Annotated in this window: 10 protein-coding genes; 4 read left to right on the forward strand and 6 right to left on the reverse strand. The window is 59.2% G+C overall.

Going from position 1 to position 13,756, the window contains the following annotated elements; all coding sequences use genetic code 11:
• Positions 1 to 15 precede the first annotated feature (15 nt).
• Both ligD and ku read right to left on the reverse strand, forming a co-directional pair.
• Positions 16 to 2,475, reverse strand: a complete 2,460-nt coding sequence (gene ligD, locus HX793_RS09350) for a DNA ligase D (RefSeq protein ID WP_177096343.1) — start codon at positions 2,473 to 2,475, stop codon at positions 16 to 18.
• A 3-nt stretch (positions 2,476 to 2,478) separates the two neighbouring features.
• Positions 2,479 to 3,309, reverse strand: a complete 831-nt coding sequence (gene ku / locus HX793_RS09355; RefSeq protein WP_016979891.1) for a non-homologous end joining protein Ku — start codon at positions 3,307 to 3,309, stop codon at positions 2,479 to 2,481.
• Between the two features lie 184 nt (positions 3,310 to 3,493).
• On the opposite strand from ku, the gene HX793_RS09360 reads away from it, so the two are divergent.
• Complete coding sequence (locus HX793_RS09360; protein ID WP_026000034.1) at positions 3,494 to 3,808, forward strand: hypothetical protein; 315 nt, start codon at positions 3,494 to 3,496, stop codon at positions 3,806 to 3,808.
• A 12-nt stretch (positions 3,809 to 3,820) separates the two neighbouring features.
• Positions 3,821 to 4,978 carry a PQQ-dependent sugar dehydrogenase gene (locus HX793_RS09365; RefSeq protein ID WP_016979894.1) on the forward strand — a complete coding sequence of 386 codons (1,158 nt, stop codon included), beginning with the start codon at positions 3,821 to 3,823 and terminating at the stop codon, positions 4,976 to 4,978.
• A 32-nt stretch (positions 4,979 to 5,010) separates the two neighbouring features.
• On the opposite strand, the gene HX793_RS09370 is transcribed toward HX793_RS09365, so the two are convergent.
• Together HX793_RS09370 and HX793_RS09375 are read right to left on the reverse strand one after the other, a co-directional pair.
• Positions 5,011 to 5,490, reverse strand: a complete 480-nt coding sequence (locus HX793_RS09370; RefSeq protein ID WP_177096341.1) for a nuclear transport factor 2 family protein — start codon at positions 5,488 to 5,490, stop codon at positions 5,011 to 5,013.
• 54 nt (positions 5,491 to 5,544) lie between these two features.
• Complete coding sequence (locus tag HX793_RS09375; protein ID WP_177096339.1) at positions 5,545 to 6,108, reverse strand: TetR/AcrR family transcriptional regulator; 564 nt, start codon at positions 6,106 to 6,108, stop codon at positions 5,545 to 5,547.
• A 125-nt stretch (positions 6,109 to 6,233) separates the two neighbouring features.
• Here HX793_RS09375 and pssA point away from each other — a divergent pair, with 125 nt between their 5' ends.
• Positions 6,234 to 7,577, forward strand: a complete 1,344-nt coding sequence (gene pssA, locus HX793_RS09380) for a CDP-diacylglycerol--serine O-phosphatidyltransferase (RefSeq protein WP_177096336.1) — start codon at positions 6,234 to 6,236, stop codon at positions 7,575 to 7,577.
• 189 nt (positions 7,578 to 7,766) lie between these two features.
• Positions 7,767 to 11,537, forward strand: a complete 3,771-nt coding sequence (locus tag HX793_RS09385; protein ID WP_177049373.1) for a hypothetical protein — start codon at positions 7,767 to 7,769, stop codon at positions 11,535 to 11,537.
• A gap of 66 nt (positions 11,538 to 11,603) precedes the next feature.
• Here the strand turns inward: HX793_RS09385 and efeO are convergent, their stop codons facing one another.
• Positions 11,604 to 12,422 (reverse strand): iron uptake system protein EfeO, encoded by an 819-nt coding sequence (efeO, locus tag HX793_RS09390; RefSeq protein ID WP_095016141.1) that lies wholly within the window; start codon positions 12,420 to 12,422, stop codon positions 11,604 to 11,606.
• Between the two features lie 26 nt (positions 12,423 to 12,448).
• Entirely contained in the window at positions 12,449 to 13,747 is a 1,299-nt protein-coding gene (efeB, locus tag HX793_RS09395) for an iron uptake transporter deferrochelatase/peroxidase subunit (RefSeq protein ID WP_177096334.1), read from the reverse strand.
• Positions 13,748 to 13,756 lie beyond the last annotated feature (9 nt).

Below are 13,756 nucleotides of genomic sequence, written 5' to 3' on the forward strand. Positions count from 1 at the left end.
CTGTGCGGGCGCCATTCACTCCGGTGGATGGGCGCCCAATTTGTCCCACATCTTCTTGCTGATCTTCTGTCGATTGGCATACCCCGCCCAGGGATCCGCTTTCAAAGCGTCCAAGCGTTGCTGTAGATTGGCAACTGTCCATTGCTGCGCGCCGCGTAACCCCTTCAACTCCTCACGACTGACCGGTACCGACACCGGCAAGCCCGGCCGTGCACGCACGGAATACGCCGCTACGGTGCTGGCACCCCGTGCGTTGCGCAGGTAATCGATAAAGATCTTGCCGACCCGGTTCTTGGGTCCCGATGTCGCGGTAAACCGTTCCGGTAACTGCTCGGTCATGAACTGGGCGATAGCCTTGGCGAACGCTTTTACGGTGTCCCAATTGTCTCGACGCGCCAACGGCACGATCAGGTGCAGGCCCTTGCCACCGCTGGTTTTGACAAACGCTTGCAGCCCCAGCTCATCCAGTACTGACAGGGTCAGTTGTGCGGCTTCGAGCATGGTTTTCCAGGGCAACGCCGGGTCCGGGTCGAGGTCGAGCACAAACAGGTCCGGGGTTTCGATCTTGTCCGATGTGGCGCCCCAGGTGTGAAACTCTACGCTGCCCATTTGCACCGCGCCGATCAACGCGCCGACGTTGTCGATTTCCATCAGGCGCGCATGGCCGGGATCGAGTGCCTGATCCAGTTGCTTGATGTTGGGAATGGCCAGGCGCTCCGAGTGTTTCTGGAAAAATTGCTCGCCCTCGATACCCTCGGGTGCTCTGAGCAGGGACACCGGACGGTGACGCAGGAAGGGCAGAATCCACTGGCTGATGCTGTCGTAGAACTGCGCCAACTGCTGTTTTTGCGTGCCGCTTTGTTTATCGATCACGCGGTCTGGATGAGTGATATGTACATCATTGCCGGTCTTTTTCGCGGGTTTCATGGATTTGGTCGTTCGCGGTTGTTCATGAACGATCTGCGCTGCGGGTTTGTCGGTGCGCAGCCCGACGAACGCGGCTTGGCGAATCACGCCCTCGCGTGTCCACTCGGCAAACTGCACCTCACCGACCAACGTGGGCGCTACCCAATGCACGCCACGTGCTTGGGGGCTGGTCAGCGGTTTCTCAAGCGGCGAAGTCTTGCGCTCCAGCGATGTGAGTTGCGCATAAATAGTCTTGAGCGACGCTTGATCAAAACCCGTGCCTACGCGGCCTGCGTACACCAGGCCAGTCTCATCATTTACCGCCAGCAACAACGCGCCGAACCCCGTGCGCGAGCCTTGCGGCCGGGTATAACCGACAATCACAAACTCCTGGCGCAACCGGCATTTGAGTTTGATCCAGTCGGCATTGCGACTGGAGACGTACGGACTGCCCAGGCGCTTGCCGATCACGCCTTCGAGGGCCAAGTCGCAGGCGCTTTCAAAGATGTCGCGATGATGCGCGGTAAATGCCTCGGAAAAGCGTAGCAATGTGCTGCGGCTAGCGGCCAGCGCGACTTTGAGGGCGGCGCGGCGATCCTCGACCGGCGTTTGGCGCTGGTCCTGGCCATTGAGAAAGGGCGCGTCGAACAGGTAGTAAACGATGTCCAGACTGCGGCCGATATCAAACGCATTTTGCAGCGCCTGGAAGTCTGGTAGGCCGTCGCCATTGAGGCTGACCACCTCGCCATCCAGCCAGCTGTCCTTGAGCTTCAGAGCCTGCAACGCCTTGACCTGGCGCGGCAGGCGATCAGTCCAGTCATGGCCGTTGCGGGTGAGCAAACGCACTTCACCCCCTTGAATGCGTGCGAGCATGCGGTAGCCGTCAAATTTGATTTCGTATTGCCAGTCGCCTTCCGGGGCGCGATCCACCAGCGTGGCCAATTGCGGGGAGAACTGCTCGGGGAGGGCGGTTTTCCTGGTTTTGGCCCGAGCCTTGGGTTTTCCCACTGAGGCATTACTGAGCACGCTGTTGGGTTGAGCCTGGACGATATCGTAGTCGTCGGCCGCCCGCGCCTGCGGGTCCTTTTCCTTGATCAGCAGCCATTGTTCCTTGTCGCCGCTGCCTTTCAAGCGCGTGCGCACCAGCGCCCAATCGCCGGAGAGCTTCTCGCCTATCAGGGTGAACTTGAGCTTGCCGGCCGCGTAGGCCTTGCGTGGCTCGTCATGGGGCTGCCAGATGCCACGGTCCCACACGATGACGTCACCGGCGCCGTATTGGCCGGCGGGAATGCTGCCTTCAAAGCCGCCGTAGCTCAGGGGATGATCTTCGACGTGAACGGCCAGGCGCTTCTGACTGGGATCCAGGCTCGGGCCTTTGGGCACGGCCCAACTGAGCAGCACGCCGTCGAGTTCCAGGCGCAAGTCATAGTGCAGGTTGCGTGCGTCATGCTTCTGGATCACGAACGACAGCGCTGACGTTTTGCGTTTAGTGCCAGGCGCACTGCCTGCCGGTTCGGCGGTTATCCCGAAATCGCGTTTGCGGTTGTATTCGCTAAGGGGCTTGGACATGACTCAGGAGGCCTTGGTGGATTTCTTCGTCGCCGGCTTCTTTGCGGGTTTGCCGGCCAGGCTGCGCTTGAGCAGTTCCGTCAGGTCGATCACATCGGCGGACTTGCGCTCTTCGCTGTCCCTGGTCTCCACAGCCTCGATCTTGCCGGCCTTGGCCTTCTTGGCCACCAGCGCCATGATTTTTTCCTGAAAGCTGTCGCGGTAGTCATCGGGCTGCCAGTCGGCGCTCATGTCTTCTACCAGGCGCTTGGCCATGTCCAGCTCGCCCTTAGCCAGGCTCGGTTTGGTGACGTCGCTGCCCAGCTCCAGTTCGTCCAGGCTGCGTACTTCGGCGGGCCAACGCAGCATCACCAGCACCAGCGCCGAGTCCAGGGGCATCAAGGCCGCCAGGTGCTGCTTGGTGTGCAGCACCACATTGGCCAGGGCGACCTTGCGGGTTTTCCTAAGGGTTTCCCTTAGCAAGGCGTAAACCTTGCCGCCACGCTTGTCCGGTGCGAGGAAGTAAGGGGTGTCGATGTTCTGCAGCGGAATCTGGTCGCTGGCGACAAACGCGATGATCTCGATGGTCTGGGTCGATTTGGGGTGGGCCGAGCGGATTTCTTCTTCGCTCAGCACCACGTAGCGGCCTTTCTCGAACGCCACGCCTTTGACGATGTTGTCCTTTGTCACTTCCTTGCCAGTGGCCTTGTTGATGCGCTTGTAACCCACCGGATCCATGCTGCGCTTGTCCAGCCAGTCAAAGTCAACGCCTTGAGAGGAGGTGGCCGAAACCAGTGAGACCGGGATATGCACCAGTCCAAAGCTGATGGCGCCTTTCCAGATTGCCCGTGGCATAGGTGCGATTCCTGTTGATGAGGCTGTGTTCTGGTGACTCGAAGGCGGTGGGAAAAGTTTCCCCGAGCAGATGCGCGGACAGATCGTGTTACACCTGATGAGAAACAATTTAGTGTCGAAAGCCGAACCCAAGGCGTAGCGTGTTATCGAAAGCACGTACTCCTCGCCCCAGAGAGGCTTTGTCATGAACAGTTGTATGCGTCACGTAGCAGCGCTGTTGTTGGGTCTGGCCCTAATTCCTGCGGCCCAGGCGCAAAACCTGCCCGGCAACAACAACGGCAACAACGGTCCGATCCACCGGGCCAATCCCAATAGCATGCAGGGCACCCAGCCGAATGCGCCGGCCGTTCGCGGTATCCAGACCGGGCCGACCACACGCACGCCGACCCTGGAAAACGGCGGCATCGGCAACAGCTATCCCAAACGCGACGCTGCCCCCAGCCGCCCGGCCACCGAAACCAAAGCCCCCACTTATGATGCCAACGGCAATCGCCGGTAAGGATCTCGCCTTATGTTTCTACGCAAAAGCCTGCTAGCCGCCCTGTGCGCCACCACGCTGCTGCCGTTGACGGCCACTTACGCCGCCGACGCCCAGCAGTTCCCCAGCGAACAGGGCAGCATCACTGCGACGCCAATCGCCAAAGGCCTGGACCACCCATGGGCGGTGGCCTTTTTGCCGGACAAGCAAGGCTTCCTGGTGACCGAGCGCCCTGGCCACCTGCGCTTCGTCAGCCCCGACGGCAAGCTGTCCGCGCCACTCAAGGGCGTGCCGGAAGTCTGGGCCAAAGGGCAGGGCGGTCTGCTGGATGTGGTGTTGTCGCCGGACTTCAAAGAGGACCGCATGGTCTACCTGTCCTACGCGGAAGGCGGGGGCAAAGGTGGTACTGCTGGCACAGCCGTGGGCCGTGGGCGCCTCGCGGCAGACCTCAGTGGCTTGACCGACTTCCAGGTGATCCTGCGCCAGGAGCCCAAGCTGTCGACCGGTAACCACTTCGGCTCGCGCCTGGCCTTCGACCGTGATGGCTACCTGTTCGTGACCCTGGGTGAAAACAACGATCGCCCGACGGCCCAGGACCTGGACAAGTTGCAAGGCAAGGTCGTACGCATCTACCCGGACGGCCGCGTGCCGGATGACAACCCCTTCGTCGGCCAGCAAGGCGTGCGCCCGGAGATCTGGTCCTACGGCCAGCGTAACCCTCAGGGGCTGGCGCTGAATCCTTGGAGTGGCACGATCTGGGAAAACGAACACGGGCCGCGCGGAGGTGATGAGATCAACATCATCGAGCGTGGCAAGAACTACGGTTGGCCATTGGCCACCCACGGCATCAACTACTCCCTGACACCGATTCCCGAAGCCAAGGGCAAGACAGTGGAAGGCACAGTACCGCCCCATCATGTGTGGGAAAAGTCGCCGGGTATCAGCGGCATGGCGTTTTACGATGCGGATCGCTTCAAGCCCTGGCAGCACAACGTGTTTATCGGTGCACTGGTTAGCCAGGAGCTGATCCGGTTGCAGTTTGATGGCGACAAGGTGATCCACGAGGAGCGCCTGCTCGGCGGTCTGAAGGCGCGGATCCGAGATGTGCGGCAGGGCCCGGACGGGTTCTTGTATGTACTGACGGATGAGGACGATGGCGTGTTGTATCGGGTGGGGCTGAATCAGGATTAAGCAGTGGGGCCGGCAAACCGGCCCCAACTGTTTTACAGACCTAGCTCGGACAACCCCGGATGATCATCCGGGCGTCGGCCCAGCGGCCAATGGAACTTGCGCTCGCTTTCCTTGATCGGCAGATCGTTGATGCAGGCAAAACGGTTGGCCATCAAGCCGTTCTCATCGAACTCCCAGTTTTCGTTGCCGTAGGAGCGGAACCAGTTGCCCGAATCGTCGTGCCATTCATAGGCGTAACGCACCGCGATGCGGTTATCGGTGAATGCCCACAACTCCTTGATCAGGCGGTAGTCCAGCTCCTTGGCCCACTTGCGGGTGAGGAAACCTTTGGCTTCTTCGCGGCTATGCGCGAATTCGGTGCGATTACGCCACTGTGTGTCCAGCGTGTAGGCCAGGGACACCCGCTGCGGGTCACGGGAGTTCCAGCCGTCTTCGGCCAGACGGACTTTCTCGATGGCCGACGCGCGCGTGAACGGCGGCAGGGGCGGACGTGTTTCTACAGTCGATGACATTGGGCAGTTCCTCAATGAATAAGGATGTATCGGAAGTTGCGCCTACCGGCGGGTTCAAAGTCCCAATAACGTTCGCGCCATGCATTGCGCATTATCGGCAGCTGTTGAATCGCCCATCACCAGGGCAACGGTAATGGCGCCATCGATCAGGATCAGCAGTTGCGCGGCCTGCCGTTCGGGGTCGGGGGTGCCATGTGCTTGACACAGTTCGAGTGCGTACTCGAACAGTTTCTGTTTGTGCGCCTTGGCCAGCAGGCGCACCGGGTCTTGCGGATCACCGGTTTCGCCACTGGTGTTGATGAACGCGCAGCCCCGGAAGTCCGCCGTGCCGAACCAGTCCTTGAGCGCGCTGAACAGCGCCAGCAGGCGTTCTCCGGTGTCTTCGCGGCGTTCCACTTCAGTGCGCAGCCACTGCATCCAGCGCTCGTCGCGACGTTGCAGGGCGGCAATCACCAGCTCGTCTTTATTGGCGAAGTAGCGGTAAATACTTTTTCTCGACACACCGGCGGTTTTCACCAGGAAGTCCATGCCGGTGGCGGCGATGCCATGGCGATAGATCAACTTTTCAGTGACGTCGAGGATGATGTCGCGGGTTTCAGTATTTGTCATTTCGTTCATGTTGCGAACAGTAGAACGATCGTTCTTCTTGGTCAATTAAAATATTTCCACGCGCCACAGCGAGACCTGAGCACCCCCATGGTGTAAGCTCGGGGCCTCTTCGGATTCGACCCATTGCGAGCCTTATGCCGTCGTTCTTCAAACGCTCCCTGTTGCCCAAACTGCGCGGTTTTCCCCTCACTCCCGATGCCCTTGAGGTGCTGTCCGGCGCCGACGCTTATCGTCGCTGCCTGCTGGAGAAGATTGCCCAGGCCACCCGGCGCATCTATATCGTCGCGCTGTACTTGCAGCAGGACGAAGCGGGGCAGGAGATCTACGACGCTCTGCATGCCGCCAAGGCTGCGCGGCCTGAGCTGGACATCGTGGTGGTGGTCGACTGGTTGCGTGCCCAGCGCGGCTTGATCGGTTCCGGCAAGCAGCCAGGTAACAGCGCCTGGTATCAGGCCATGACCCAAAGCCATAGCAGCGAAGTGCCGGTGTATGGCGTGCCGGTGCAAACCCGCGAGTTGTTCGGTGTGTTGCACCTCAAGGGCTTCGTGATTGACGACACGGTGCTGTACAGCGGCGCCAGCCTGAACAACGTGTACCTGCACAAATTCGACAAGTACCGCTTCGACCGCTACCACTTGATCCACAGCAAAGCGCTGGCCGACTCCATGCAGCACCTGGTGGAGCACGGCCTGGTGGCGTCCAAGGCGGTCAATCGCCTGGACCTGCCCAACCCGCCCACCACCCGCAGCCTGCGCAACGACATCGGCGATCTGCGCAGCCGCCTGAAACACGCGGCTTACGACACCACGACCGGGCAACTGCCCAATGGTCATCTCTCCGTCAGCCCTTTGCTCGGGGTCGGCAAGAACAACCCCCTGAACCGGGTGATCCTTGAACTGATCGCCAGCGCCCAACATCAGCTGACTATCTGCACCCCGTACTTCAACCTGCCGCTGCCTGTGACCCGCGAAATCAACCGCGCCTTGGCGCGTGGGGTGAAGATCGACATCGTCGTCGGCGACAAAACCGCCAACGACTTCTACATCCCGCCCAGCGAGCCGTTCAAGGTCATTGCGGCGCTGCCTTACCTCTACGAAATCAGCCTGCGCCGCTTTGCCAAGCGCCATCAGCCGATGATCGACAGCGGCCAGTTGAACCTGCACCTGTGGCGTGACGGCGATAACACCTACCACCTCAAGGGCATGTGGGTCGACCAGCGCTACACCTTGCTTACCGGCAACAACCTCAACCCGCGCGCGTTCCGCCTCGACCTGGAAAACGCCTTGTTGATCGATGATCCCAAGAGCGAGTGGCTGGGGCCGCGACGCACCGAACTGGCGCAGATTTTCCAGCACACCACGCGGATCGAGCGGTACCAGGACTTGCAAACACTGCCGGATTACCCCGAGGCGGTTGGCAAATTCCTGCGCCGGGTCAGCCGGGTACGGATTGAGCGGTTGTTGTATCGAATTCTGTAAACGTCCGCAGCCGTAGACTTGCATCAAGGCCTTGCGGCCGCCTCCATAAGCTTGGCGATCCCCTGATCTGCTGACTCCGCATATTCAGAATGCCCTTACATTTGTGTGGGGTGGGGCGCACGTATGCTTCCGGGTGGTCGTTCTTAAGGATAAGAACTCTTGCGACGCTAACCGCGAAGAGTACTTAACATGCTGACAGTCACCGAAGGCCGTAGGGTTGCGCCTCAATACGGCTCAACACAAAGCAGTAGCAACTCGGCAACCCTTAATGCCCTCGCCGTACCTGTGCCTGAGGATAGGTTGGGCGAATACGAACGCTCAGATGCACCGCGTCAGCGCAGCGGCCATTTGATGCAAGTCAAGCTGTCGCATTCCTCGCCACGGCAGAAGCGTGAGACCCTCACGGCCGATGCCGAGCGCAGACGTGCGGACTTCCCAGCTCCCGCGGACGCAAAAAAAGCCGATGCCAGCCTTCAGAAAACTCTCACTCATTGGCTGATTACCGGCCAGCTCAAAGCCAACCCTGTTCCTGCCCATAGCTCAATCAAACCCTTCACTGATGCCTTCCGCGACGCTGTGCATGAGCCATCGGTGCAGGCCTGGTTCAAGTCAAAAGGTCTGGATGTGTCGACAGTGCGTGTGTTCAGCGACGGGGTTGTTGGCACGGTGATGGTTGATGGAGTGAAGATTGCACGAAGGTTCACCACCACTGACGGATCCGGCTGGTGGGAGGTAGGCGCTAAAGTGACCGAGGCTGTGAAAACCCTGAGCCCTGACGATTTCGGGGTTTTACTGCCAGACCCGCAAACGGGGGCGTTTTTCCATGCTGATGTGATCCTCGGCTTTTACGGGGTGAAAGTGCCCAACGATCCTAGGGACAGAAAACTGTTCGGCGAGCGGCTCAAAAACAATGGTTGGCCCACGATAACCGATGAAAAGCGCCTCCAGTGGGGTCAGCAGTTCAGGAGGTCCTTACAGAAAAACGACGACATTGAGTTTCGCTCACAGATGGCATCCCAGTTGCTGGCACTGGCCAAGGATAAGGACCCGGAAGGCGCGCTGGATTTAAGTGACGTGCGTGCAAATGTTCACCCTGAGTCGACGCTGGTGCAAAAAAGCCAAGTACCTCGTGAACGCTTTGCCGAATGGCTGGCCAGACCGGCATTCAAGACGTTCATGGAGAAGGTCGAGCTTGCAGCCAACGACAACGTTTACCGAATAATCAATGGGACGCTTGAGTTGCAGCAACCGGGTAATTGTTGGATCAACCTGCAAGTCTTTCTGGATGACGAACAAAGCGAAATTTGGACGGACGTAAATCCCGATGAACAATCAAAACTGCGGGGTGATTACCATCAACTTGTGGAGATGAGTAAAGGCACTGGGAGCGTTCTGTACTCAACCCCCGTGTATGACATGCGCCAGTTCCTGGTGTTTTCCGGGCTGGGGGCGCCCAACACAATTGCTCAGGTAAATTCAGCCATCGGCTGGCTGACGTGCAAGCTGCCGCCAATGCCCATAGGCGGCGATTATGCGCGATTATCGCCCTATGCCTGGTCACCTGGAGCGTTGTCGACAGAAGATCTGGCAGTGTTGAAGAGCGTATCCACTGGGGCAGGTTCTGTCGCCCAATTGTTACGCAGCTACACGTTCGTGGAAGGTTTTCCAGACGATCACTCATTCAGGCTTCAAACGTTTTTTGATTCGCCCAACGCCATCGCCAAGGCTGAGGCGTTGGCGCGATTACTGAACATGGCGGAAGTTGCTGATGGCAAGCCGCTTTCAAGGGACATTCGTCATCAACTATTGGCCGCAGCCATCAAGGCAAGTCTCAAGGATGAAATGCCTGGTAAGCCAGGGTGGATCGCGGGCTATCACATTTATAAACCCAGCAATTTCGGACGCACATTGGATGAGGTGCGCAGTGAAATTGAAGTCGATTTGAGAATCAAAGGTGCCGACGCGAAGACGGCACCGCTGATTGCTCATATGGTGTTGGCACAAGCGGCCCCCGAGTTTCTGGTCAAGCCCGATCCCAACGTGTCGGCAGAGGCCCCTGAAGCACTGAAGCTGTTGCCAGGAAAAGTGAGGATCGGCTCAACGCCCTGGATGAATCTGCGCCTTGCTTGCGCCATGGCTGAGAAACTGGGAGGAGCAGGCAGTTCGCGATCCTTGAATCTCTCCCAGGCTCTGGCCCTTACGCGGCTCAACCCTGTGATGGCTGAGCAAGAGCAATTGTTCAAGACCCTCGGTGCACAGCCTGTGTTGGATTGGGCGGTGTTGTCTGGCGTTATTCCCAAGCGTGACGATGGCGCTTACTCGGCGCAGAACTACAGCACGGCGACGCAGGCGTTTGCCGAGCGAGAAGCCAGCATCGGCAATGCGTTCAACAGCCTTATAGTCGAGCCTCCCAATCAGACAAGTCTGCTGATTGAGCAACTGGCGGTGCTTTTTCCGGAAATGACCAAGGAAGAGATTCGTACCTTCAGGCTCCAACAACATCAAGTTGGGAGCGTGTCAGATGGGCCTGGACCCCTGTTGACCGACGTGATCCTTCATCAACAAACACCAGAGCCCGTTTTGAACACCCTGTTGTTCCCCGTTGTCAGTTGGCTGAACAATCTGGTGAGCTACACCTTTAGTCACGGCAACGTTTCCCAGGAAACCTTCAACGAACGCATCAAGAGACTGCCAACCATTTCCTCGTTGGTAGCGCCGGCCGTGGATAACTACCTTGCCGAGGCGCGGAAAGCCCAGGAAGCAGTGATCAAGTTAATGATTGTCAATGCTCCGCTGGATGTGCGGCGAATATTGGAGGTTGCCGATATTCAGGTGCTGAGCCTGCGCGAGGCCACCGGACAGACGTTGTTGGATGATAGCTACGATCCAACGAGCGTGGCGGAGAAGGTCGGCAGGGGGGGCGTCTTGATTCGCTACGACACCCGGGTGACGAGCCCGACAGGCGGGTATTTCGAGTTTTTTCCCGCAACGATGAAAATAGTCAAACGCGATGACCTGAGGGAGAACCTGACCATTGGAGGGGCCGTTACAGAAAAAAGGGTCATTTCACGCCTGGATTCATATCGCACAGCACTCCCGGAGTCGTTTGACTTCCAGGCCTATAAAACGGGAGATGAGCCGCGCACCACTATCAAGTCGGATGTAATCATCGAAAAAGCCGGCCCGGCACTGCCTGGTCTGGGCCTCGTGAGCTGGCCTGCGCCTGCATCGGACTACGTGCCTGACAGTTGGGCCTCAGCCAAGACCGAAGCAATCGCCAACGCCATACTCAATGTCACTTTTGATGCAAAACGTGAGCAGTTGATTGAACACGCGAAGGAGCCCACGCCCTTTCAGGCAATACGCAGCTTTCCCTTTGGCTCGCACAAGGTGTTTTCCAGAATATCCCTGAGGACAGTATTGAGCATGCTTCCGTTTGTGGGGGCCATTGCCGATATCAGCGAGGGAAAAGTTGGAGCAGGGGTCCAAGGCTTGTTGATTGACTTTGCTTCATTTGTGGTGACGGGTGGCATAGCGAGTGCAAGAAGCTTTTTCAAGGGCCTCAAAGCTATTGTCCCCTTCAGTAATCGTGCATTTACGATGAGGGAACTCCAGGGCGCAGTGCCATTTATTCGAAGCCTGTTCAACCCACTCGACGGTGCGCTTGATGTGTTGAGAGCAGCCCAGAGGGGTTTGGCCGGTCAGTTTTGCTCCATCGGCCCAGGTTTGTATATGACGGCCACTGCACTTGAAAGAGTCCGGTGGGGGCTGGGGGCCTATGGTCAGATGGGTGCCAACCTCGATACCGAACCCTACCCTGGTAGCCGTTTGGGCGTCAGCCAAAATCGTATGCTGTACGCCGTGCAAGAAGGGGGAGAGTGGTTTGCGATTGACCCGGTGACTCGTACTCCAACCGGAACACCGCTGAGAGACTTCAAGGCTGAAGCCTCTGTGGACTAGATGCCTGGCCCTCCCTGAACCCTGCGCTGCGTAACAGCGCAGAGGCGCAGCTCAGGGAGGTCTTGATCAGTTCAGGCCCAACTTACCACGCAATGTCGACAGGTCTTCCGCCAGGGTATTGACCGGCCCGACCAAGGCTTTACGGTCGTTTTCCTTCACCTTGTCATAGGTCTCGAAACCACCGTCCTTGGTCTTGTACTTGGCCAGGATCTTATCCACGGTGGCGAAGTTCTTGTCGACCTTGGCCAGGAAGGCCTTGTCTTGCTTCTCGATCTGGCCACGGAACAGGTCGACGATTTTCTTCGCCCCGTCGATGTTGCCCTGGAAGTCATACAGGTCGGTGTGGCTGTAGCGGTCTTCTTCGCCGGAGATCTTGGTGGCGGCGACTTCTTCGAGCAGGGCTGCAGCGCCGCCCACGACTTTTTCCGGCGGGAAGGTCAGGCCGTCGACGCGGGTCTTGAGGTCGTTGACGTCGGTGTTGAGCTTGGCCGTCAGCGCTTCCAGGCCCTGGGTGGTGTTCTGCGAGAACAGCGCGTATTCGATACGGTGGAAGCCGGTGAAGTCTTCGGCGGTCACGCCTTTTTCGTGGTCGTCGACGCGCGAATCGATGGACGCATCGAGGTCGCTGAACAGCTCGGCGATCGGCTCGATGGACTCATAGTGTACGCGGGTCGGCGCGTAGAGCTTTTTGGCGGTGGCCAGGTCGCCTTTATTGATGGCGTCGGTGAAGGCTTGGGTCTGGGTGACCAGCTCGCCGATTTCTTCGGTGACGTAGATTTTGTAGTCCGACACCGGCCCTACCAGGTCCAGCGGCGCGGTAGCGGCGAAGGCTGCCAGCGGCGAAAGGGTCAGCAACAACGACAACGCGATAGACGACTTTTTCATGGGACGATTTCCGCTCTGGGTTTGTTTTAGGTCTGGGCAGTGGTGTGAGGGTGCGTTTCAGCCAGCAGCGTGCGCCCGATGAAATCCTTCGGCCCCGTGACGCCCGGCAAGGTGAAGAAGTACCCGCCACCGACTGGCTTCAGGTATTCCTCCAGGGGCTCGCCGTTGAGCCGGGTTTGCACGCTGATAAAGCCTTTCTCCAGGTCAGCCTGGTAGCAGATGAACAACAGCCCCATGTCGAGCTGACCGTTTTTGTTGACGCCGTTGGAGTAGTTGAACGGCCGGCGCAGGATCAGGTTGGCCTGAGTCTGCGGGGTGCGTGGGTTGGCCAGGCGGATGTGGGCATCGAGCTTGGTCACTTTGCCTTCCGGGTCCTTGCTGTAGTCGGGCACCTGGGTTTCTTTGTCACCGTCCATGGGTGCACCGGTCGGCTTGACGCGGCCGATGATGCTTTCCTGTTCTTGCAGCGGGGTACGGTCCCAGCGCTCGACGAAGTTGCGGATGATGCGCACGGCCTGGTAGCTGCCGTTGGCCGCCCACGCCGGTTCGTCGCTGCCGGGTTGTACCCACACAATCTGGTCCATGGCCTTGGCATCGTTGGAGTTCGGGTTGGCCGAACCGTCACGAAAACCCAGGAAGTTGCGCGCGCTCTGCGCAGGCTCGCCGGGTTTGCTCGGCGCCTGGGGCGGCACGCTGCCTTCCTGCTTCCAGCGCACCAGCAGCAAGTCCGGAAGATTCTTCACGATGTCGCGCAGGGCGTGGATATTGGTGTCTGGCGTGTTGGAGCTGAATTGCAGGCTCAGGTCGCCGTGGCACTGCGCCGGATCCAGCGCGTCGTTGGGGAAACCGACCATGCGGCTCAGGCGTTTGGGCTTGACGGCGCTGAGGCCGAAGCGCTCATCGAACAGGGATTCGCCGACCGATACGGTAATGGTCAGGTTATCCGGCGTGACCACCGGGCCGAGGATGCCCGAGTCAGTCGGCGGCAGTTTCGGGTCGACTTGCGGCACGGTGCCGCCGGTCATCAGGAAAGCGATGCGTTCGTTCAGGGTGCGGAACAGGCGCTCCAGGTCATCGCGGTCGCTCGCCAGCACATCGAACGCCACGAGCATGCCGCAGGCCGGGCGCGGCGTGACGATACCGCTCTGGTGCTTGCCAAAAAAACCGTGGTGGTCCTGGGTCTTGTCGCTGCGCGGTGCGGTGGTGACTTGCTCGGCGGCCATGGCCGGGCAAGTCAGGGTGCTGCCGGCAATCGCGGCGCCGGTGGCGGCCATGCCCAGCAGGACACGGCGACGCTGGAGGTCAAATTGTTTCGAATCACTCATGTGTGCGGT

The organism is Pseudomonas reactans (genome assembly GCF_013387025.1).
In the GTDB taxonomy this organism is placed as follows: Bacteria; Pseudomonadota; Gammaproteobacteria; order Pseudomonadales; family Pseudomonadaceae; genus Aquipseudomonas; species Aquipseudomonas reactans.